The sequence below is a fragment of the Acidiphilium multivorum AIU301 genome, assembly GCF_000202835.1.
GTDB lineage: Bacteria > Pseudomonadota > Alphaproteobacteria > Acetobacterales > Acetobacteraceae > Acidiphilium > Acidiphilium multivorum.
This window is the reverse complement of the sequence record NC_015186.1, coordinates 3,305,621-3,326,643: the sequence shown is the minus strand read 5'-3', so window position 1 is coordinate 3,326,643 and position 21,023 is coordinate 3,305,621. Positions and strand designations below refer to the sequence as shown.

At 68.0% G+C, this 21,023-nt stretch carries 25 protein-coding genes and 1 tRNA gene; 4 read left to right on the top strand and 22 right to left on the bottom strand.

What is annotated here, in order from left to right; translation table 11 throughout:
- Positions 1-5: 5 nt before the first annotated feature.
- On the top strand, positions 6-548 hold the full coding sequence (locus ACMV_RS15180) for a hypothetical protein (RefSeq protein WP_012040262.1): 543 nt from the start codon (positions 6-8) through the stop codon (positions 546-548).
- Between the two features lie 55 nt (positions 549-603).
- On the opposite strand, the gene ACMV_RS15175 is transcribed toward ACMV_RS15180, so the two are convergent.
- The 7 genes from ACMV_RS15175 to ACMV_RS15145 all read right to left on the bottom strand — a co-directional run bounded on the left by ACMV_RS15175 (position 604) and on the right by ACMV_RS15145 (position 6,298).
- Positions 604-1,908: an MFS transporter gene (locus tag ACMV_RS15175; protein WP_007424262.1), complete on the bottom strand. Its 1,305-nt coding sequence runs from the start codon at positions 1,906-1,908 to the stop codon at positions 604-606.
- A gap of 96 nt (positions 1,909-2,004) precedes the next feature.
- Positions 2,005-3,123: a tricarballylate utilization 4Fe-4S protein TcuB gene (gene tcuB, locus ACMV_RS15170; RefSeq protein WP_013640973.1), complete on the bottom strand. Its 1,119-nt coding sequence runs from the start codon at positions 3,121-3,123 to the stop codon at positions 2,005-2,007.
- Positions 3,110-4,516 carry an FAD-dependent tricarballylate dehydrogenase TcuA gene (gene tcuA / locus ACMV_RS15165; protein WP_013640972.1) on the bottom strand — a complete coding sequence of 469 codons (1,407 nt, stop codon included), beginning with the start codon at positions 4,514-4,516 and terminating at the stop codon, positions 3,110-3,112. Before tcuA ends, tcuB begins: the two co-directional genes overlap by 14 nt.
- Before the next feature lie 180 nt (positions 4,517-4,696).
- Positions 4,697-5,311 carry a PEP-CTERM sorting domain-containing protein gene (locus ACMV_RS21575; RefSeq protein WP_041665139.1) on the bottom strand — a complete coding sequence of 205 codons (615 nt, stop codon included), beginning with the start codon at positions 5,309-5,311 and terminating at the stop codon, positions 4,697-4,699.
- Between the two features lie 312 nt (positions 5,312-5,623).
- Positions 5,624-5,699: transfer RNA gene (locus ACMV_RS15155), tRNA-Glu, on the bottom strand.
- A 37-nt stretch (positions 5,700-5,736) separates the two neighbouring features.
- The gene (locus ACMV_RS15150; protein WP_081432895.1) at positions 5,737-6,009 is read right to left on the bottom strand and encodes a DUF2256 domain-containing protein; all 273 of its coding nucleotides are present in this window, start codon (positions 6,007-6,009) and stop codon (positions 5,737-5,739) included.
- Entirely contained in the window at positions 5,930-6,298 is a 369-nt protein-coding gene (locus ACMV_RS15145; protein ID WP_012040258.1) for a hypothetical protein, read from the bottom strand. Before ACMV_RS15145 ends, ACMV_RS15150 begins: the two co-directional genes overlap by 80 nt.
- A gap of 50 nt (positions 6,299-6,348) precedes the next feature.
- On the opposite strand from ACMV_RS15145, the gene ACMV_RS15140 reads away from it, so the two are divergent.
- Together ACMV_RS15140 and rpoH are read left to right on the top strand one after the other, a co-directional pair.
- Entirely contained in the window at positions 6,349-7,347 is a 999-nt protein-coding gene (locus tag ACMV_RS15140; protein ID WP_013640970.1) for an RluA family pseudouridine synthase, read from the top strand.
- 263 nt (positions 7,348-7,610) lie between these two features.
- Positions 7,611-8,522, top strand: a complete 912-nt coding sequence (rpoH, locus tag ACMV_RS15135; RefSeq protein WP_172637335.1) for an RNA polymerase sigma factor RpoH — start codon at positions 7,611-7,613, stop codon at positions 8,520-8,522.
- A gap of 63 nt (positions 8,523-8,585) precedes the next feature.
- On the opposite strand, the gene ACMV_RS15130 is transcribed toward rpoH, so the two are convergent.
- Entirely contained in the window at positions 8,586-9,422 is an 837-nt protein-coding gene (locus tag ACMV_RS15130; protein WP_007424133.1) for an MBL fold metallo-hydrolase, read from the bottom strand.
- A 199-nt stretch (positions 9,423-9,621) separates the two neighbouring features.
- Here ACMV_RS15130 and ACMV_RS15125 point away from each other — a divergent pair, with 199 nt between their 5' ends.
- The gene (locus ACMV_RS15125; RefSeq protein ID WP_007424132.1) at positions 9,622-10,167 is read left to right on the top strand and encodes an ester cyclase; all 546 of its coding nucleotides are present in this window, start codon (positions 9,622-9,624) and stop codon (positions 10,165-10,167) included.
- A gap of 19 nt (positions 10,168-10,186) precedes the next feature.
- On the opposite strand, the gene ACMV_RS15120 is transcribed toward ACMV_RS15125, so the two are convergent.
- From ACMV_RS15120 to rpmB, 14 genes are all read right to left on the bottom strand, one after another.
- A complete protein-coding gene (locus ACMV_RS15120; protein WP_013640968.1) occupies positions 10,187-10,474 on the bottom strand; it encodes an acyl carrier protein in 288 nt (95 codons plus the stop codon).
- Between the two features lie 247 nt (positions 10,475-10,721).
- Positions 10,722-11,120 carry a hypothetical protein gene (locus ACMV_RS15115; RefSeq protein ID WP_007424130.1) on the bottom strand — a complete coding sequence of 133 codons (399 nt, stop codon included), beginning with the start codon at positions 11,118-11,120 and terminating at the stop codon, positions 10,722-10,724.
- A gap of 16 nt (positions 11,121-11,136) precedes the next feature.
- Positions 11,137-11,706, bottom strand: coding sequence for a chemotaxis protein CheD (locus ACMV_RS15110; protein ID WP_013640967.1), 570 nt, complete (start codon positions 11,704-11,706; stop codon positions 11,137-11,139).
- Positions 11,703-12,098: a response regulator gene (locus ACMV_RS15105; RefSeq protein ID WP_007424128.1), complete on the bottom strand. Its 396-nt coding sequence runs from the start codon at positions 12,096-12,098 to the stop codon at positions 11,703-11,705. The genes ACMV_RS15110 and ACMV_RS15105 overlap by 4 nt, the downstream gene beginning before the upstream one ends.
- Complete coding sequence (locus ACMV_RS15100) at positions 12,098-13,150, bottom strand: protein-glutamate methylesterase/protein-glutamine glutaminase (protein ID WP_012040254.1); 1,053 nt, start codon at positions 13,148-13,150, stop codon at positions 12,098-12,100. Before ACMV_RS15100 ends, ACMV_RS15105 begins: the two co-directional genes overlap by 1 nt.
- Positions 13,147-14,043, bottom strand: a complete 897-nt coding sequence (locus ACMV_RS15095; protein WP_007423752.1) for a CheR family methyltransferase — start codon at positions 14,041-14,043, stop codon at positions 13,147-13,149. The genes ACMV_RS15100 and ACMV_RS15095 overlap by 4 nt, the downstream gene beginning before the upstream one ends.
- Positions 14,040-14,504: a chemotaxis protein CheW gene (locus tag ACMV_RS15090; RefSeq protein WP_012040253.1), complete on the bottom strand. Its 465-nt coding sequence runs from the start codon at positions 14,502-14,504 to the stop codon at positions 14,040-14,042. The genes ACMV_RS15095 and ACMV_RS15090 overlap by 4 nt, the downstream gene beginning before the upstream one ends.
- A 3-nt stretch (positions 14,505-14,507) precedes the next feature.
- Positions 14,508-16,646, bottom strand: a complete 2,139-nt coding sequence (locus tag ACMV_RS15085) for a chemotaxis protein CheA (RefSeq protein WP_013640966.1) — start codon at positions 16,644-16,646, stop codon at positions 14,508-14,510.
- A gap of 14 nt (positions 16,647-16,660) precedes the next feature.
- Positions 16,661-17,026: a response regulator gene (locus ACMV_RS15080; protein WP_007423757.1), complete on the bottom strand. Its 366-nt coding sequence runs from the start codon at positions 17,024-17,026 to the stop codon at positions 16,661-16,663.
- Positions 17,023-17,325 (bottom strand): STAS domain-containing protein, encoded by a 303-nt coding sequence (locus ACMV_RS15075; RefSeq protein WP_012040251.1) that lies wholly within the window; start codon positions 17,323-17,325, stop codon positions 17,023-17,025. The genes ACMV_RS15080 and ACMV_RS15075 overlap by 4 nt, the downstream gene beginning before the upstream one ends.
- Positions 17,326-17,330: 5 nt before the next feature.
- Positions 17,331-18,860, bottom strand: a complete 1,530-nt coding sequence (locus tag ACMV_RS15070; RefSeq protein ID WP_013640965.1) for a methyl-accepting chemotaxis protein — start codon at positions 18,858-18,860, stop codon at positions 17,331-17,333.
- A 344-nt stretch (positions 18,861-19,204) separates the two neighbouring features.
- Positions 19,205-20,017, bottom strand: a complete 813-nt coding sequence (gene proC, locus ACMV_RS15065; protein ID WP_012040249.1) for a pyrroline-5-carboxylate reductase — start codon at positions 20,015-20,017, stop codon at positions 19,205-19,207.
- Positions 20,014-20,517 carry a type III secretion system chaperone family protein gene (locus tag ACMV_RS15060; protein ID WP_007423650.1) on the bottom strand — a complete coding sequence of 168 codons (504 nt, stop codon included), beginning with the start codon at positions 20,515-20,517 and terminating at the stop codon, positions 20,014-20,016. Before ACMV_RS15060 ends, proC begins: the two co-directional genes overlap by 4 nt.
- Positions 20,518-20,718: 201 nt before the next feature.
- Complete coding sequence (gene rpmB / locus ACMV_RS15055; RefSeq protein WP_007423649.1) at positions 20,719-21,021, bottom strand: 50S ribosomal protein L28; 303 nt, start codon at positions 21,019-21,021, stop codon at positions 20,719-20,721.
- Positions 21,022-21,023: the final 2 nt, after the last annotated feature.

The following is a 21,023-nucleotide window of genomic DNA, read 5'->3' as shown; positions in this document are numbered from 1 at the left end:
TCGAAATGAGTTTTTTCCAGAAGTCGAAATGGCTGATCCTTGGCGTGCTGTCCGGGTGCGTGGCGGCGCTGGCGGTCGTTCTGCTGGTGAAATACGCGTATGACGATCCGCATCCGTTCAGTAGCCGGCGCGAGGTGTACGACCGGATGAGCGTTTCATATTTCCACAAGATTCGACAGTATGGGAAACTCGACGCGGGGCAGATCCTGCATATCGCGAAAAATCAGGACGTGCGGGACCATAATTTCGTGATGCAATTCGACCCGCATGACATCAACGCCTATCACGTCGAGATCTCGAACGTTCCGCGCCGCGTGTGCCGCTACATGGTCGACATGTCCTATAGCTCGAACATCATCAAGAACATCTATATCGACAATAAAGTGGTGGATCTGGTCCAGGACCAGCCTATCGGCGGGCGGTTCCTGATGGTGAACGGCAAGGCGGTCACGGCCAGCCAGGATGCCTATGCGCGCAGCCTCTGCGCGAGGCGAAGCGGCGCGTTGCGGATCGGGCTCAGCGTGGTTGTCCACCGAAACAGGTATTGAGGGCGGGAGGCGACCCGATCAGGCCAGGCGGCCTGACCGGGTTTGCGTGTCAGTGTCAGTGTTCGAGGTCCGACTGCGTGGTGTCGGCGGTCGTCAGGATCGCGTAGATCGCCGCGATGGCGTAGACCATCACGAGAAGCCCGATATAGACATAGGCACGGTGAATCCCGGCGCTGCGCAGGATGAGGCCGGCGACGATGGGGATCAGGCCGCCGCCATAGACCTGCGAGATCTGATAGCCGAGGCTGGCGCCCGATGCGCGATACCGCGTCGGGAAGTTCTCGGTGTAGAAGGCCGGGATGGCGCCATAGCCGAAGCCGAAGACGAAGCCGAAACCGATGACTTCCGCGACGACCGCGAGGAAGAAGCTGTGCATGTTGATGAGGTAGAAATACGGGATCGCGAAGACGAGAAACACGACGGCTGAGATCAGCAGCACGGTGCGACGGCTTACGCGGTCGGCCATGCGCGCGCCGATATACATGAAGACGAACATGAAGGCGGCGGCGATCAGCCCGACGGTTTCGGCCTGCGTGGCGGTGAAGCCGACGGCTTTCATGTAGCTCGTGCCGAAGACGAACGACAGGAAGAAGGCGCCGCTGAACATCGCGTTCACGAGCGACGTGCGCAGGATGCGCAGGGGCATCTCGCGCCACACCCGGCTCGCCGGCAGGTCGAGCACCGCGTGTCTGGCGCGGTGGCGCTCGAAGACGAAGCTGTCCTCGGTCCGCGACCGGATCACGATGCCGACGATGGCGACGAGGAAGCCGATGAAGAAGAAGATGCGCCAGCCCCAGGCGATGAATTCGGCATGCGTCATCATCGACTTCACGAGGATGACGGACCCGAAGCCGAGCAGCAGCCCGATCGGGATCGCGAAGCCGACCCAGGCGCCCCAGAAGGCGCGATGCCGCGACTTCGCCGCCTGCTCGACGACCCAGGTCGAGGCGGTGCCGAATTCGGCGCCGAAGCTGATGCCCTGGGCGAGGCGGAAGATGATCAGCAGCGCCGGCGCGACCGCGCCGATCGAATCATAGGTCGGCGTCAGGCCGATCAGCAGCGTGCTGACGCCCATCAGGACCAGGGCGTAGACCATCGCGTCCTTGCGGCCGCGGCGGTCGGCGATGTTGCCGAAGATGAAGGCGCCGAGCGGCCGGATGACGATGCCAAGACCGTAGACGCCGATCGCCGCGGCGATGGCCGCCAGCCCCGGCAGCTTGAAGAAGATGCCGCCCCAGACCGTGGCGGCAATGACGCCGGTGACCAGGAAGTCATACTGCTCGATGACCGACCCGATGATGCTGGCCAGCGCGACCTTGCGGATCTGATGTTCCGTTGGCTCGTCTGTCGTGTGATTCATGATGTCTGTGTTCTCCCGGAGCCCGTTCTGGGTCTGCCCTGTCGATTATTGTGTTTCAAGGTCCGGTCGGCAGACCGACACTCGCGCGGAGTGGCTTTACTTCTGCGTCCCGGCGGTTTCGGCCTCGAATTCGGCCGCGTGGCGCACGAGCGCAACCAGTCGCCAGATCCCGTGCACGAACTTTCCGTATGGCATTGTGACAAAAAAGCCAAGAACCACGCCGAGATGGATGCAGAGCAGGATCCCGGCAAACGATGTCGCGCGGAGGACGAGCAGAGCCAGACCCGTCAGGCCGAGCAGGAACAGGGTGACGATGAAGGCGACGTCCATGCCGCGGCTTGCGGGATCGGCGAAGGCGGGCGGGCGCCGCCTCTTCTCCAGCAGCAATCCGGGCGCGCCGGCGACGAGGCCGATGCCGCCGAGCGCCCCGAGGATCACGGGAAGCGAGGTCGGCGGATAGGGGGCCTCGAGATCGAACCCGTAGCTGTAGAGGGTCGCCACGCAGGTCGAGGCGAAGCAGAGCAGGAAGCCGTAGAACACGAAATGGTGAAACAGCCGGCGGTGGTCGCGCGGGGCCTGCTGGGCATCCGGGCAACCGGCGCCGCCGCCATCGAGATAGCGGAGCCTCATCGCATCGTGCAGCGCGCCGGCCAGCGCGCGGGGGCCGATATGCGGCGCGGGGCCCGCGGCGCGCCAGAATTGGCGGATGCCGGCGGCGATCGTGAAGATCGCGTAGAGGGCCGCGAGGCCGAACACCGCGACCATCGCGCCATGCGACATCAGCCGGTAGAAGGCGCCGGGCGCCGAGAGCGGGCCGCCGGCGCCCGAAAGTGCTGGCATGATGGCGGCGAGGAAGCCGGTGACGCAGAGCAGGATGACGGCGGCGTTCACGATGCCGCCGCGATCGAACGCGCCGCCGGCCAGGCGCGGCCAGGCATGCGCCGCGTAGGATTCCCGGCGCGCGGCGGCCATCGTCCGCGGCACGTTGACGGCGAATTCGTGCGGCGGCGCGAACTGGCAATCGTCGAGGCAGGCGCCGCAGCCGTGGCAGAGGCTGGCGAGATGCGCGAGCGTGCCGGGGCTGAACTCCCGGTGCCGCTCCATCGCCGGGAACACGGCGCAGAGCCCTTCGCAATAGCGGCACGAATTGCAGATGGTCATGATCCGCGCGGCCTCGGCCAAAGCGGGGGTGCCGCGAGTGTCAGTTCCGTCCATGGCGCGCCGCCTCCCGACCGGCGATTCGTCCGAACACGCTGCCGATGGTCATGCCGATTCCCGCCGCGTAGCCCCGGCCCAGCACGTTGCCGGCCATGATCTCGCCCGCGGCGAACATGTTCACCGCCGGCCTGCCGTCATTCATGCGGATCCGCGCGTCGCGGCCGACCCTGACGCCGAGATAGGTGAAGGTGATGCCCGGACGCACCGGATAGGCATAGAACGGTGGTTGCTCGATCCGCCGCGCCCAGTGCGATTTCGGCGGCGACAGCCCCTCGGTATGGCAGTCATCGAGCACGGTATGGTCGAAATGCCCCTCGCGCACCGCGTCGTTGAAGGCCGCGAGCGTGGCTTCGAAGCGCTGCGGATCAAGCTCGAGCCGGGTGGCGAGGGTATGCAGGTCGTGCGCCTGCACGGGCGGGTAAAGCGAGGGCATGAACAGGGGGAGCGAGCGGGAATCGAAGACGATATAGGCGATCTGCCCGGGCTGGGCGGCGACGAGGCGGCCCCAGATGGCGTATCGCCGGGGCCAGAAATCCTCGCCCTCGTCGTAGAAGCGCTCGGCGTTGGCGTTGAGCACCACGCCGAAGACGACGCAGTCGAGCCGGGTGATGATGCCGCCGTCGAAGCGCGGCGCCCGCGCGTCGATCGCGACGGCGTGGCATTGCGTCGGGTCGCCGACCGGCTCGGCGCCGGCATCGAGCAGCAGGCGCAGGATGTCCCCGCGATTGTAGGGCGTGCCGCGGATCAGGAAATTGTCGGCGGCGGCGCCCCAGGATTCCTTCAGCCAGTCGATATTGGCCTCGAACCCGCCGGCCGCTGCCACAAGGGTGCGGGCCTTCACCGGCACGACGGCGCCGCCATGCCGGACCAGGGCTTCGCGGAACACGCCGTCCTGAATGTCGAAGCCGATGACTTCCGCCTCGTAGATGACCCGCACGCCGAGGCTTTCGGCGGTGCGGTAGAGCGATTTCAGCATGGCGCGGCCGCCGCCGAGGAAGAAGGAATTGGTGCGGCCCAGGCTGAGCGTGCCGCCGAGCGAAGGCTGGAACCTGACGCCCTGGCGGGCGATCCAGGTCAGCATGTCCTTGGATTCGGCGATCATGAAGCGGGCGAGATCCTCATCGGTCTCGCCGCCGGTCACGCGGAGAAGGTCCTGCCAGAATTCCTCCTCGGTATAGGGGCCGGTGAGGAAATCCGTCGCGCTGTCGTGCGCGCAACGCATGTTCCGCGTGTGCCGCGTGTTCCCCCCGCGGTAGAATTCGGGGGCCGCTTCGAGCACCAGCACCGAGGCGCCTTCGCGCCGGGCACTGATCGCCGCGCACAGGGCGGCGTTGCCGCCGCCGATCACCAGCGTGTCGACCGTCGCGGGAAAGACCGTTTCAGACCTCATGCCCGTGCTGAGTAGAGGCCGGGCGGGGTCAAGTCAAGATTGTATACAATTGAATGCAATGTCGCCGGCGGGGTGCGGCCATGCGGCGGCGTTCGGCGGGAGCACCATCCGATCCGGGCGGATCGGATGATGCCCTATCGCACGGGCTGATCAGTCAGACGCCCACGGCGCGGACTGCGCTCAGGCGCGGCGGCGGTTGCGGCGTGATATCAGGCACAGACCGAGCAGACCCGTGCCGAGAAGAACGAGAGAGCCCGGCTCGGGAACGGCGGTTGGGTCCTTCACCAGGGTGAATTTGGCGCTGACCGTGTGGGGGAAGTATTCATTTGCAAACAGGTTTATATCAAGCTCGCCGTCGTTGTTTGGTCCGAAGTTGAGCTTGAGAAGTGGATTCGTGAATTGGATTGAGTTGTTTTTGATACTATCGATATAAAAAAGTCCGAAAAAATACGTCTGTTTCTTGACGACCGCTGTCCCGCTGCCGTTTGCGCCAAACGAGGGAGGCGGTTGAGTGAAGTCGAATGCGACAGAAAAAGTCTGTTTCCCCGCTGCCTTTTGGTTTGCATACAACGTAAACAGGTTGTCAGTTACCGACTGTCCAACATTGAGTGGAGACAGGGTAAACGTTGGTGCGAGGTCGAAGACTGGGAAGAGTGGATCGCTGCTCACGCCGAGGCCACTGCTTGTGCTCACCGAATATGTCCCGCCGAAGGTGACAGGATCCGCGTGGGCGGTGGCAGCCCAGGCGCCACCGAAGACCATGGCGCCAATAATAATCTTGAAAATCCGCTTCATGGCTTTGCAACTTTCATTTCAATGCAAGACATTCAGGCTGTCGGAACCGCAGCAATTTTGATGCCAAAAAATATATCGGCGAAAATCAGGCTTTTATGAATTCGCCATCGCAAGGGTGTAAAAATTCCTGACGGAGCCGGCGCCTCGGGCGGCGGTGCGGCGCGGAGACAGCGGGGTGGGCTTGCGCGAGCCGGGATGCGAGCGGCGGCGGCATGAAAGTGTCCGGCCTCGGCCATCGCCGCAAGAGGCGCGGATATCGGCCAGATATCCGGTATCTGCCGTTGGCGAAGCGGAAAAATTCGATGATTTGAATGGTATCCCGTACCGGATTCGAACCGGTGTTGCCGCCGTGAAAGGGCGGTGTCCTAGGCCTCTAGACGAACGGGACCGAGTGCGCCGCTAGATAGTCGACTTCGCGCCGGGCATCAAGCGCCACGACGCGGTTTTCCGGTCGCGCCCTGGCGCGCCCGTGCGGCCTCGCGCCGGCCGGTGCGGCAGGCGTCGGAACAGAATTTGACGGCGTCCCAATCCCGCGCCCATTTCCGCCGCCAGGCGAACGGCCGGCCGCAGGCGGCGCAGGTCTTCTGTGGCAGGTCGGCCTTGCGCACCGCGCCGGCCTCAGTGCCGCGGCGCCGCCGTGCCGGCGATCCGCCCCGTGCGCGGATCGACGAAGACCACCGCGCCGCCCTGCCCGTCATGCAGCCATATCGCCACCATGCCGCCCGCCGCCGCGACGCCGGCGATCGCGCTGCCCGCACCGCCCGGCAGTTCGGTCGCGAAAGGCGGCGCGGCGGTGCGCGGCGCGACCGCCGGCGGAGGCGCGGCCGCGTGCTCCGGCGCCACAATCCGCTTGACCACCACGCCGATGACCAGGGCGGTGCCCAGCACGACCAGTATGCCAAGCCCGATGACGAGCGCTTTCAGCCCCCGCAGATTCTGCGCGCCAGCCTCGCGTGCCGGCCTTGGCCGGATTGGTGTATCCTGCATCCGTGAACTCCGAACCCAACTCCGATTCCCATGCAACCCCGCCCGCCGGCATGGCGCCGCCCGACGCCCCATCCTACGGGAGCGGGCCGTTCCGCGCCACGGAGGCCGATGGCGGCGAGCGGCTGGACCGGTTTCTCGCCTCCCGCCTGAGCGAGATGTCGCGCTCGCGGCTGAAGGCGCTGATCGAGGCGGGGACCGTCACGTGCGATGGCGCCGTGATCAGGCTGCCATCGGCCGCGGTGCGGCCCGGCGCGATCTACACCGTGGCGCTGCCGCCCGCCATCCCGGCGGCGCCGCAGGGCCAGGCGCTCGACCTCACCGTATTGTATGAGGACTCCGACCTGATCGTGATCGACAAGCCGGCGGGCCTCGTCGTCCATCCCGCGCCGGGCAATCCGGACGGCACGCTGGTCAACGCGCTCATCGCCCATTGCGGCGACAGCCTGGCCGGAATCGGCGGCGAGCGGCGCCCCGGCATCGTCCACCGGCTCGACAAGGACACCTCCGGCGTGATGGTCGCCGCCAAGACCGAACTCGCCCTCAACGCGCTCTCCGCCGCCTTCGCCGCGCGCGATCTCGACCGCGAATATCTCGCCCTGTGCTGGGGGGCGCCGCAGCCCGCCGAGGGCGAGATCGAGGGCCCGATCGGCCGCGACCCGCGCGACCGCAAGCGGATGGCCGTCGTCGCCCGCGGCGGCAAGCCGGCGCTGACGCATTACCGCACGCTGCGCCGCTTCGGCCTGGGCGCGACGCTCCTCGCCTGCCGGCTGGCGACGGGCCGGACCCACCAGATCCGCGTGCATCTCGCCAGCCGCGGCCATCCGCTGGTGGGCGATCCCGTCTATCTGCGTCGCCGGCCGGCCGCGGCATCGCAGATGCAGCAACCTCAACGCGATTTTCTTCTGGACTTTCCGCGCCAGGCGCTACATGCTGCCACGCTTGGGTTCGCCCACCCGCGCAGCGGCGCGAAGCTGCGGTTCGAGGCCGCGCCTCCGGCCGATCTTGCAACATTGCTGTCACATCTGGGTGCTATTACTCCCCCGACATGACTGCAATACTGGACTGGTATGGTCCTTTTTGTTGACAATCCGCCGATCAGCGTGGTAGACAGGTCACAGTCAAGAGCGGAGTCAAGTGGATCCGCGATCTTTCCCGCCCGTTACCGCCTTTTCAGGGGTTCTCGCGGGACCGTGATACGGCAAGATCGCTGACCTGTGTATACTCCGCGGTGAAGGGACCGGCATCACAAGGGTCTGGATTTTCCACATCCGAATCCATGTCCGGCCCGTAGAGAAGACGAAAGGAGCTACCCATGGCCTCTGGAGTCAGTACGATGGCCCCGAGCGAAGGCAACCTCGCCCGGTATCTGCAGGAAATCCGCAAGTTCCCGATGCTCTCCCCGGAGGAAGAGGACCGGCTCGCCCGCGCCTGGCGGGACAATGAAGACCAGGCGGCCGCCCACAAGCTCGTCACCTCGCATCTGCGTCTCGTGGCCAAGATCGCCATGGGCTATCGCGGGTATGGCCTGCCGCTCGGCGAACTCATCTCCGAAGGCAATGTCGGCATGATGCAGGCGGTCAAGCGGTTCGACCCGGAACGCGGCTTCCGCCTCGCCACCTACGCGATGTGGTGGATCCGCGCCGCCATCCAGGAATACATCCTGCATTCCTGGTCGCTGGTGAAGATGGGCACGACCGCCGCGCAGAAGAAGCTGTTCTTCAACCTGCGCCGCCTCAAGGGGCAGATGCAGGCCATCGAGGATGGCGACATGCAGCCCGAACAGGTGGAAAAGATCGCCCGCGTGCTCGGCGTTCCCGAGCAGGACGTGGTGAGCATGAACCGCCGGCTGACCGCGCCCGACCACAGCCTCAACGCGCCGATCCGCATGGATGGCGAGGGCGAGTGGCAGGACTGGCTGGTCGACGATGCCGACAGCCAGGAAGAGGCGATCGGCGATCATGAGGAGATGACCGGCCGCCGCGCCCTTCTCGCCACCGCGCTGAAGACGCTGAACGACCGCGAGCGGCACATCCTCATCCAGCGCCGCCTGAAGGACGACCCGACGACGCTCGAGGACCTCTCGCAGCAATACAACATCTCGCGCGAGCGGGTCCGCCAGATCGAGGTGCGCGCCTTCGAGAAGCTGCAGAAGTCGATGAAGGCGCAGGTGGCGGAACAGCGCGCCGAGCAGCGCCAGGCGCTGGCCGATCGCGCCGTCGCCTGATCCATAAAGCGGTTTTCCAGCCCCTGCGCCCGCCCCGGGCGCAGGGTTTTTTCTGCCCGAAGCTCAGGCGGCGACCCGCCAGACCTCGCCGTGCTCCTCCGCCTGCGCCTCGGCGCGCAGCTTGAGCAGATGGGCGAGAACGTTGCGTTCGGCGGCGATCTTCAGCATCGGGTCCTGCTTCGCGTAGAGCCGGGCGGCGATGTCCGTCACCGTCGCCGGTCCGGCGCGCAGCGCCTCCAGAATCGCCGCCTCGCGCCGCTGCCGGTGCGCCAGCATCTCCCGTACCAGCTCGCGCGGCCGCTCCAGCGCCGGGCCATGCCCCGGCAGGTAGAGCACCTCGGTCCGGCCGAGCAGGCGTTCCAGGCTCGCGTAATAGGCCTTCATGTCGCCATCCGGCGGGTTCACGATCGATGACGACCACGACATCACGTGATCGGCGCTGAACAGGATCTCGCCCACCCCCGGCACCTGAAAGGCGAAGGCCAAGTGGTCGCTGGCATGGCCGGGCGTGTGCAGCGCCGTCAGCCCCGCGACGACATCCCCCTCGCCGATCGGCCGGTCCGGCCGGAACATCGCGGTCGCCGGGCGATGGAAGCCGTAGGTCGGCGCGCCGGTGGCCGATTGCAGCCCGGCCGTCGCGCCCAGATGGTCGCGATGCGTGTGCGACAGCACGATGCGCCGGATCGGCACGCCCGCCGCCGCCTCGATCACGTCGCCGACATGGATCGGGTCGTCGGGGCCCGGATCGAGCACGGTCAGCCCGTCCTCGCCCTCGATCAGCCAGGTGTTGGTGCCATGATAGGTCATCACCCCGGGATTGCGGGCCACCACGCGGCGAATGCCGGGCAGCACCTGATGCGGAACGCCGCGGCGCGGCTCCGCCTCGGTCAGGAACGGCACGCGCTCACCGGGCCCGGCGCCCGTCCTCCGGTTTCAACTCTGCGGAAATTGTCCATGCGCCGAGCTTAGACCGGCGCCGCGGCCCTTGGCCAGCGCCGCGCCGCCCCCTTGACGCGGCGCGCCACACCCGATGATCTCGCCGCGCACGCCCGCGCCGGCAAGGCGGCGGGGTCGGATCATCACACGGGAGGAGACGCGCATGCCGCAACACGATCTGGAAGCCCTCTGGGAAGCGCATTGCCGCTACGAATTCGAGACCCGCGACGTCGATGCCACCATGGCCACGATGGTCGCCGACCCCTATGTCAACCACATCCCGACCATGACCGGCGGCGTCGGCCATGACCACCTCAAGCGCTTCTACAAATACCATTTCATCGGCGCCAACCCGCCGGATACCGAAATGGTGCCGGTCAGCCGCACCGTGGGCGCCAGCAGCATCGTCGACGAGATGATCTTCCGCTTCACCCACACCTCGGAAATCGACTGGATGCTGCCCGGCATCCCGCCGACCGGCCGGCGCGTCGAGATCCCGCTCGTCGCGATCGTCCGGTTCGAGGGCGACAAGCTGGTTCACGAACACATCTACTGGGACCAGGCCTCGGTGCTCGTGCAACTCGGCCTGCTCGACCCGGCGGGGCTGCCGGTCGCCGGCGCCGAGACCGCGCGAAAGGTGCTGGACAAGACGCTGCCGAGCAACACGCTGATGAGGGCCTGGGCCTCCAGCGAGGGCCGCCCGATCTGAGCGGCCCGCCCGGGGCGCCTCAGTGCAGCAGGCGGGAGCCGGAAAGCCGGCCCAGCTGTTCACGCCTGAGCCGCGCGACGATGTGGCAGAGATCGCTGAAGCTCTCGATCGCCGCCATGCGGTCGAAGCCGATGACGATGCCGAACTCGTCCTCGGCCTCGACGATCAGGCTCAGCGTCGTGATCGAATCCCAGGCGCGCACCGTGCGTGTCGATGCGCGCGCGATCTCGGTCGGCGCGAGATCGGGAAACAGGCGCGCGAAGATCATCCCGACACGCGCCGAAACATCGTCAGCCTGATCTGCCATTCGCACGTGCATCTCCCTCTCCGATCGCGCCGCAAGCCGGCCGGCGCGATGTGCCAGCCCCCGTCAGCCGCGGGAAGCGGCAGGCCGGCGCCGCGACGTTCACATTCGTTCGCGCCGCCGGCGAACCGCGCCGGCAGGACGTCGATGCCACGAACATGGAAAACTTGAATGTGATGGGCATCATAGCCACCAACCGAAGCGGACCGACGACGTGCCGCGAGCCTGGCCAGCTTGCGCCGGCGGCCCGTCAGAACAGTTCGATCTCCCCCGCGGCGGGCAGCGGCACGACATCCTTGGCGCCGCTGAGCCGCTCGGCCAGGGTGCCCAGCACGACGGCGCGCGCCGCCCGCGAAGGATCGACCAGCCAGGTCTCCGGCAGGCCCCGGCGCAGATGCTCCATGAAGGTGCGCAACCCCTGCAGCCTCTGGGTGAGGATGTCGAGCATCTGGGCTTCCTGCCGGCACAGGCTGCTCTCCGGCGAGGCGACGAGCGCCGGGCTGAGGACCTCCTGCATCCGTTCGGCATAGGCGCCGAGATCGACCAGTTCGGCCTCGATGATCGCGAACAGCTCGTTCATCGTCATGCCGGTCGGAATGTCATTCATCGTCTCGTCCGGGAGGGCGTGGCTGATGTCGGATGCGGCCATGGCGGGGGGATTCCGTTCAGAACAGTTCGACCGCCCCGCTCGGCGGCGGCGCTCTCAGGGTGCGCAGGTCGGGCTCGGCCCTCAGCAGGGCGGGCTGGTCGGCGGCCAGGAGCGTCTGCCGCGCCCTGCCGGAGACCGGCCAGAACTGGATCCGCCGCCCCCGCTCCCCGCGCAGGCTGCCGCCGACGATTTCGATTCCCTCGGCGGCGAGGAACCGCTCGGCGAAATCGGCGTTGAGCCGGCCGATATCGGTCAGCCCCTTCATCAGGCAGGCCCCGCCGAACAGCTTCGCCTTCAGCCGGTCGCGGCGGGCGCCGTGGCGAAGCAGGTCGTTGATCAGGAGTTCCATCGCATAGGCGCCATAGCGCATCGCGGCGCCGCCGCCGGCCTGCGCATGGGCATCGCCGGGCAGGAGGAAATGATTCATCCCGCCCACGGACGCGCCCGGATCCCAGAGGCAGGCGGCGACGCACGATCCGAGAATCGTGCACAGGACGGCTTCCGGATCGTGTTCGACCCGATGCTCGCCCTGCACGATGTTGATGCGGCGAGCATAGTCCGGTGATGCGGCGGCAACCGGCGTCACGTCAGGGTCCCGAGCACGGCTTCGATCTTCTCCTTCAGGGACTCGGTGGTGAACGGCTTGATCAGGTAATTGTTCACGCCGTGCTCGACGGCGGTCATCACCATCTGCTTGTCCGCGCGGCCGGTGAGCATGATGAAGGCTGTCTTGCTGATCGGCCCGTGCGCGCGCACCGCCCGCAGCAGGCTGAGCCCGTTGAATTTGGGCATGTTGTAGTCCGAGATCACGAGGTGGATCGGCGTCTTGCGCGTCAGCAGCAGCTTCAGCGCCTCCTCGCCATCCTCGGCCTCGACGATTTCGCCGATTCCGAGCGCTTCGAGCCCGACCCGCGCGAGGCTGCGTATTGTCTGCTGATCGTCGACGACAAGAACGGTCAACGAGCTGGCCAAAGGCATCAGACTGCCTCCCTGTAAGTAAGATTCGTGCTCTTGATGATCTGGTCGGCGATCGCCGGCAGCGGCAACTGCCGCTCCACCGCGCCGATCTCGAACGCCGCCTTCGGCATGCCGTAGACGATCGACGAGGCCTCGTCCTGCCCGATCGTCTCGGCACCGCTCTGGCGCATGGCGGCCAGCCCCTCGGCGCCATCCCGGCCCATTCCGGTGAGGATGACCCCCAGGGCCCGCCCCTTCATGACGCGGGCGAACGAGCCGAACAGAACGTCCACCGAGGGGCGGTGGCCGCTGACCCGCTCGCCCTGATGGAGCCGGCAATGCAGCCGGCCGGACCCCGCGACGCCGGCGATTTCGAGATGGGCGTCACCCGGCGCGACATAGACATGGCCCGGCTGCACCACCGCCCCGTTCTCGGCCTCCGCCACGACCGGCGCGCAGAGCCGGTTCAGCCGGTCGGCGAAGCTGCGGGTGAAGGAGGGCGGCATGTGCTGCACCACCAGCGTGGGCGGGCAGCTCGCCGGAAAGCGGGACAGCACCTCGATCAGCGCCTCGACGCCGCCGGTCGACGCGCCGATCGCGACGAGCCTTCCGTCGGACCTGAACCCGCCGGCCGACGAGACCGCCGCCGGCCGCGCCGGCGCCGCCTCGCGCGGCCGCAGCCGCAGCCGCGTCTTGGCCGCCGCCTTCACCTTCTCGCCCAGCATGTCGAAATCGTGCCGGTCACCCAGGGACGGCTTCGGCACGCAGTCGAACGCGCCGGCCTCGAGCGCCTGCAGCGTCACCTGCGCGCCTTCCGAGGTCAGGCTGGACACCATGATCACCGGCGTCGGCCGCAGCCGCATGATCTTTTCCAGGAAGTCGAGCCCGTTCATGTTGGGCATCTCGACATCGAGGGTGATCACATCCGGATTGAGTTCCTTGATCGCGCTGCGCGCCTCGTAGGGATCGCCCGCCTCGCCGACCACCTCGATCTCCGGGTCGCGCCGGAGCGAGGCGGAAATCACGCCGCGCATCGTCGCCGAATCATCCACGATCAGAACGCGAACCGTCATCCTCTCATCTCCCGGGCACCGGCAAGCCGGTATGTGGTGATGCCATCGTTGCCGAGGGCGCGTTCGGCCGGGCCGCTCACGCGCTCGGAATGGCCGATATAGAGCGCCCCGCCCTCCTCGAGCAGCGGCACCATTCGGGCCCACACCTGTTTTTGCGTTTCGTCGTCGAAATAGATCACCACGTTGCGGCAGAAGATCGCGTTGAAGCGGCCGCGCATCGGCCAGGTGCCGATGAGGTTCAGGGGCCGGAACGCGACGAGCGACCGCGCGGCCTCGGCAATGCGGAACTTGGGCGAATTGTTGTTCGCCGGCTCGAACCAGCGCTCGCGCAATTCGGGCGGCACCGCGGCGATCTCGCTCGCCTCATAGAGGCCGGCCCGGCCGGTCGCCAGCATTGTGCGGTCGATATCGGTGGCCAGGATCCTGATGTCGAACCGCGGCGCCTCCGGCAGCAGGGCCAGCACGGTCAGCGCGATCGAATAGGGCTCCTGCCCGCTCGAACAGGCCGCCGACCACAGCCGCACGCGGCCACCGCTGCGCGCATGGGCCATCAGCGGCGGCAGGATCCGGCTGCGCAGATGCTCGAAATGATGGGGCTCGCGGAAGAACCGCGTCACGTTGGTGGTCAGCGCGCCCAGCATTTCCTGCCGCTCGGCGCCGCCCTGCTGGCTCTCCACCAGTTCGCAATATTCCGCGAAACTGCCGAGGCCGAGCGTGCGCAGGCGTTTCGCCAGCCGGGAATAGACGAGCGTTGCCTTCGATTCGGGCAGCGCGATGCCGGCCTCCTCGCGCATGATCCGGGCGATGGTGCGGAAATCCTCGCGCGTGAGCACGTATTCCGCCCCGTCGATGAGGCCGTCTCCCTCCCGTCGTGGTCGGGGGCGCAGATTCATGCGGCTTCCCGCTCCACCGCCGGCAGCACATGATCGAGCGAGATCAGGCTGATCATCCGCCCATCCACCGGCATCAGCCCGCGCACGAAGCTCTTGACGACGTCGGAGGCAATGTCCGGCGTCGGCTGGATCGCGTTGTCGTTCATCGTCAGGATGTCGGACACGGCATCGACGAGCAGGCCGACCATCTGGCGGTTGATCTGCACGACGATGATCACGTGCCGGGCAGACGGCTCCGAGCGCGGCAATCCGAGCCGGACCGCGAAATCGACGATCGGCAGCACCGCGCCGCGCAGGTTGATCACCCCGCAGATATAGCCCGGCGCCTGCGGCAGCACGGTCGCCGCGGTCCAGCCGCGGATCTCGCGCACGGCCATGATGTCGACACAGAATTCCTGGACGCCGACACGGAAGGCAATCAGTTCGCGGGCTCCCGACCCGCCGGTCATGACATCATTCATCGCTCAACTCGCTGGCATGAGGGTCGGCTCGACGCGACATGCGTCGGCCCGCAGATTGTCGCTCCTCGTCACGGAGACGATGGCATCGACGTCGAGAATCAGGGCGACGCGGCCATCGCCCATCACGGTCGCCGCCGCGATGCCGGGAACCGCCTGGTAGTTCGCCTCCAGGCTCTTGATGACGACCTGGCGCTGGCCCTGGATTCCATCGACCACGAGAACGGCGCGCACGCCCCCCTCGCCCTCGACCAGCAGCGCCACGCTCTTCTCCGGTTCGGCCGGCACCGGGCGATAGCCCAGCGCGGCGCCGACATCGACGAGCGGAATATAGCCACCCCGCATCCCGATCACCCGGACATCGACCCCCAGCATGTGCACCTGCTCGGCGCGGGGCTGCAGCGTCTCGACGATCGCGCTGAGCGGAACGATCAGCGTATGGCCATCGACGCTGACCACCATGCCATCCAGCACCGCCAGCGTGAGCGGCAGGCTGAGCGTGAAGGTCGAGCCCTGGCCCGGCCGCGAGGCGATCGAAATGCGCCCGCCCAGCGCCTGCACCGAGCGCCGCACCACGTCCATGCCGACGCCGCGCCCGGAAATGTCGGAAATCTCGCTCGCCGTCGAAAATCCCGGCATGAAGATCAGGTTGTCGGTTTCCTCGTCGGTCAGCTGCGCGTCGGGCGAAATCAGCCCGTTCTCGATCGCCTTGGCCCGCACCCGCTCGCGGTTGATGCCCGCGCCGTCATCCTCGACCTCGATGACGATCCGGCCGGAGCGATGCAGCGCCGTGAGCTTCACCACGCCTTCGGCCGGCTTCCCGGCGGCAAGCCGCGCTTCGGTCGATTCCAGGCCGTGGTCGATCGCATTGCGGATCATGTGGGTGAGCGGGTCGATGATCCGCTCGATCACCGTCTTGTCGACCTCGGTGCCCTCGCCGTCGGTCAGCAGGCGCACCTGCTTGCCGGTCATCGCCGCGACTTCCCGCACGAGGCGCGGCATGCGCTGGAACACCGAGCGCACCGGCTGGGCGCGGATCGCCATCACGCTGTCCTGGATTTCGCGCGTGAGCTGCTCCAGCTCGTCGAGCGCCGTCACCACGGCCGAGGCGCGGGCCAGCCCGGCCTCGAACACCCGCTGCGAGAGCATCGCCTCGTTGATGACCAGCTCGCCGACCAGGTCGATCAGCCGGTCCACCCGGTCGAGATCGACACGGATCGTGGCGCCGACGCCGTGCGACGCCTCGCTCCGCGCCGCCGGCGCCTCGGCCGCGGCCTGGGGCGGATGGTCACGTTCGGCCGAAGCCGCCGCATTGCGCAGCAACGCGAGGATTTCGTCATCCGACGGCTGGTCGGCCGGCCGGGCCGGCGGCTCCGGCACCGCCGCGCCCTCGGGCTGGCGCCGCTCGATCACCAGTTCGCAATCGTCCTCGACGAATTCGAAGACGGCGCGGACCGCCTCCTCGGAGCAATCCGCATCGAGCGCGATCGTCCAGGTGAGATAGGCGCCCTCGGGATCGAGCGCGGCAAGATCCGGCAGGCACTCGGGGTCGACCGTCACCCGCGTCGGGCCGAGGCGGCCGAGTTCGCGCAGCAGCAGCGCGGTCTCGTTGGCTTTCGCGTAGAGATCGGCGAACGGCTTGAAGCGGATCATCCAGCCCGGCGCCGCCGGCCTTTCCTCCGCGGCGTCGATCGCCACCGGCACCGCCGCGAACGCGATATCGCCGAAATCGTCGTCGGCTTCGTCGGCCGCGGCGCCGGATCCACCGGTCAGCTGGCGCAGTTCGCCCTCGATCCCGGCGATGCGCGCCTGATCGGTGCTGCCACCGTCGCGCGCCGCCCGCACCAGGTCGGCCAGCGCATCGGCGGCGCGCAGCAGGAGCCGCATCGCCTCCGGCGCGGGGTCGAGCCGCCCGGAGCGGATCAGATCCAGTGCCGTCTCGAACACATGGGCGAAATGCACCAGGTCTTCGAGGCCGAACGCACCCGCGCCGCCCTTGATCGAGTGAACGGCCCGGAAGACGGCGTTCACCGTCTCGGAATCGGTCTCGCCGGCTTCCATCCGCATGAGCCCGGATTCAAGCTCGGCAAGCTGCTCCTCGCATTCCTGGAAAAACGTTTCCCGGATTTCGGCCATCGGATCCATCGATCCACCTCCCGTCATGCGGCAACCCGGCGGATTGCGTCCACAAGCTTCACCGGGTCGAACGGCTTGACGATCCACCCCGTCGCCCCCGCCGCCTTGGCGCGGGCCTTCTTTTCCGGATCAACCTCGGTGGTCAGCACCAGCATCGGCGTCGACCGCCATGATGCGTCCCGCCGCACCGCCTCGATGAAACCGAAGCCGTCGAGCCGCGGCATGTTGATGTCGGTCACGATGACATCCGGCGTCTCGGCCTGCAGCACTTCGAGCCCATGCACGCCGTCCTCGGCCTGGACCACGCGAAAGCCCGCCTCGACCAGCGACATGCGCAGCATGTCCCGCATGGTGCGCGAATCATCCACGGTCAGAATCGTCTTGGTCACGCGGAAATGTCCTCCTGAAATTGAAACGCGGCGGGCCCGACACCGAAAAGGTCGAGCGATGCGACCATCTGGTCCGACATCGGCCCGATGCGGAACGCGTGCCCGTCCGCCTCCCAGGTGGCCCGCGCCGAGAGCAGGACCTGGAGGCACTGGCCGCCAAGCCGCTCGACCGCGCCGGCATCGATCCGAAGATCGCCGCCGCGACGGGCCAGCAACGCCTGCGCCAGCGGCGATGCCGCCTTGAGGTCGAGAATGGGATCGAGCATCAGCTGTTCCGTGGTGTCGGTCGTGGTTGACATGTCGTTCAAAAATCCTCCCAGCCGTCATCGCCGGCAGCGGCCGTCACGGCGGCGGACGGCGCCGGCGCACGCGGGGTGACCGGCCGCGCCGGCGCGGCGGCGCGCATCGTTGCCGACGTCTCAAGTCTGGAGCCGGTGCCCGCGACCCCGCGCCGGCGACCGGGGGCGGCACCCGGCGCCGCGACCGGGGCGCCGATCTGGAACCGGCCGATCATCGCGGCGAGTTCGTTGGTTTCCTGCAGCAGGTTGTGGCTGGCGGCGGTGGATTGCTGGACCATGGCGGCATTCTGCTGCGTGGTCTGGTCCATCTGGCCGACAGCGGCATTCACCTGCACCAGCCCGGTCGACTGCTCCTGCGCCGAGGCGGCGATTTCGCCGACGACGCCGTTGATCTCGCCGATCTGGGCAACGATCCGCTCCAGCGCCCGGCCGGTCTGCCCGACCAGGTCGACCCCCGCGACCACCTGCTGGTTCGATGTCGAGATCAGCGTCTTGATTTCCTTGGCCGCGTCGGCCGAACGCTGCGCCAGCGCGCGCACCTCGGAGGCGACCACGGCGAAGCCGCGCCCCGCCTCGCCGGCCCGCGCCGCCTCGACACCCGCGTTCAGCGCCAGCAGGTTGGTCTGGAAGGCGATCTCGTCGATCACGCCGATGATGTTGCCGATCTGCCTCGACGACGCCTCGATCTCGCCCATCGCCTGCACGGCCTGGGACACCACGGCGCCGCCGCGCTCGGCATCCTGCGTCGCGGTGCCGACCACATTCCTTGCGTGGATCGCCGCCTCCGCGGTCTTGCGCACCGTCGCGGTGATCTCGTCGAGGGCGGCGACCGTCTCCTCGAGGGTGGCGGCCTGCTGCTCGGTGCGGCGGGAGAGATCGTCGGCCCCGCTGGAAATCTGACCGGTGCCGGCGCCGATGGCCGCGGCATTGGTCGCGATCAGCCGCATCGCCTCCTGCAGGCGGTCCATCGCGGCGTTGAAGTCGGTGCGCAACGTCTCGAATTCCGGCGCGAACGGCTCCATCAGCCGCTCGGTGAGCACGCCGGCGGCGAGCCTTTCGAGCGCGCCGCCGAGGCTGCGGATCATGCGGTCGAGCCGCTCGCGGACCTCGGCCTCGCGCAGCCGCTCCGCGCGGCTCCGCTCGGCCTCGCGGTCGGCCATCGCCCGCACCTCGCCCTCGGCGCGCTGCCGGGCCAGCTCCGCCTCGCGGAAACGGTCGATCACCCGGGTCAGCCGGCCGACGCAATCGCGATACCCGGTGAAGCGCACGGGCGCGCCGTAATTGCCGGCGACCATCGACTCCATCCGCTCGATCGTGGCGGTGAACGGGTCGGTGATCACCCGCCAGGTGACGTAGCCGCCGACGATCGACCACAGCAGGGTCACGGCGCCGACCACCACGGGCAGCCCTTCCGGCCCGCCGTTGCCGGCCCAGATCACGGCCAGGAAGCCGGCGAGGATCAGAAAGGTCTCCGACCCGAAGGCGACGGCGAGCTTGGTCCGGATCGGCGCGACCTCGCGGAACCAGGTGATCATCGCCCGCCTCCGGACAGGCGCGGCTGCGGCGCGAGCGCTTCCGGCATGGCGCCGGAGCCTCTTCGTCGATGCCGGCCGCACGGCAGGAACTGGCGGTCAAGATCGGTCATGCAATACGACTCCGCACTGGGCACGCCTCCGCGTTTCCGAAACGGCTTCCGGATGCCGGCGGCGAATGTCGCGGCGCGCGCAGTACCGACCCTGTTGGCCCCGCAAACGCGCTTCCTCGCACACCGGCGCGGCTGAAGCCCGCCCCGGCAGCGACCCTATGAGCGAAAGATTATGGGATCGTTAATCCGGCGAACCGTTGCGGCATTTTTTGCCGCCGGCACCGCGCGGCCCGTTCAGCCGGAGGCGAGTTCCCGCGACCGGGCGGTGGCGGCGGCGATCGCCCGGCGCATCGCGTCCGGCCAGGCCGCATCGTCCATCAGCACGGCGAGCGCGCGCTCGGTCGTGCCCTTCGGGCTGGTGACGGCGCGGCGGAGCGCATCCGCCGGCTGGTCGCTCGCCGCGAGCAGCGCGGCCGAGCCGATCACCGTCTGGCGGGCGAGGCGGCGGGCGAGATCCGCCGGAATGCCCTGTTCGAGGGCGGCCGCCTCCAGCAGTTCGACCAGCAGGAACACATAGGCCGGCCCGCCGCCGGAGACCGCCGTCACCGGATCGAGCAGCGCCTCGTCGTCCACCATCGCGACGTCGCCGACCGCGCCGAGCAGCGCCTCGGCCAGCGCGCGGCGCGCGGGCGCCACACCCGCGCCGGCCACCGCCACCGTGATGCCCTGGCGCACGGCGGCCGGCGTGTTCGGCATGGCGCGCACGATGGCGCCGCCCGGAAAGCGGCCGGCCAGCCAGTTGATGGTGATTCCCGCCATGATCGAGACGATGACGGCCTCGCCGGCGAACCGCGCCAGCCCGTCCACCGCCGCTTCCGCCATCTGCGGCTTGACCGCGAGGATCACCGCGCCCGGCGCGAAACCGGCCGGGACCGCCCCGATGGAGGGCACGACCTCGACCCCGTCACCCGCCAGCGCCTGCGCCTCGGCGCCCGGATCGATGACGACGACGCGGGAGACGCCGCGCTCGCGCCAGCCGGCGAGCATGGCCGAGCCCATCTTGCCGCCGCCCAGAAGCAGCAGCGGCGGCAGCACCGCGTCGGTCATGCCTCGCCCGCGCACTCCAGCATGGCCGCGGCCAGCGCCTCGTCCGGCGTCTTGCCGCCCCACAGCACGAACTGGAAGGCGGGGAAGAACCGCTCGCATTCCGACACCGCGATATCCACCATGTCCTCGACGCTTTCGGCCGAGGCGCCGCCGGCGCCGCGCAGCAGCACCGAATGGCGGAACACCGGCATGCCGTCGTCATGGTCCATGCCGAAATGGCCGATCCAGAGCTTCTCGTTCGCCCGGGCCAGCAGCTCGTACAGCGCGCCGCGCCGGCGTTCCGGCGCCTTGAGGTCGAAGGTGCAGGAGAAATGCATCACCGAGATCTCGTGCGACCACGAGAAATAGAGCCCGTAGTCGCACCAGCGCCCGGGCGCCTCGGCCGCCATTTCGCTGTCGCTCCGGCGGTCGAACGCCCAGTCGTTCGCGGCGACGACCTGCTCGACGATATCCAGCGGATTGCTGACGGTTTCGGGGGATTCAGTGGCCAGGGAGGTCATAGAGGATCTCCTCCTTGAGTGCGGGAGCCAAGCCGGAGGCGGCGAGCCGGTTGCCGACCGGCGGATGACCGCTCCGAATCGGAGTGTACCGTAAGTTCATGTGGCGCCGCAATCGAACTCTACAATCCCACGATAAACAAACGATAAAACCCGCCGTGAGGGGCGGGTTTCATGCAGTTCTCGCTATGAGTGCGGCGAGGATCAGGCCGATTTCGCCTCGCGCCGGGCCGCCGCCTTCGCCACGCGGCGCTTCAGGGTGCGCGCCTCGTCCGTCAGCTTGCGGTTCGGCGTGTCCAGCAGGAACGCGTCCAGCCCGCCCTTCTGCTCGATCGTCGCGAGGCCGCGCGGCGTCACCCGCAGCTTGACCGAATGGCCCAGCGCGTCGGACTGCAGCGCGCTGTCCTGCAGGTTCGGCAGGAACCGGCGGCGCGACTTGTTGTTCGCGTGGCTCACATTGTTGCCGGAGAGCACGCTTTTGCCGGTGATGTCGCAGCGACGGGTCATGA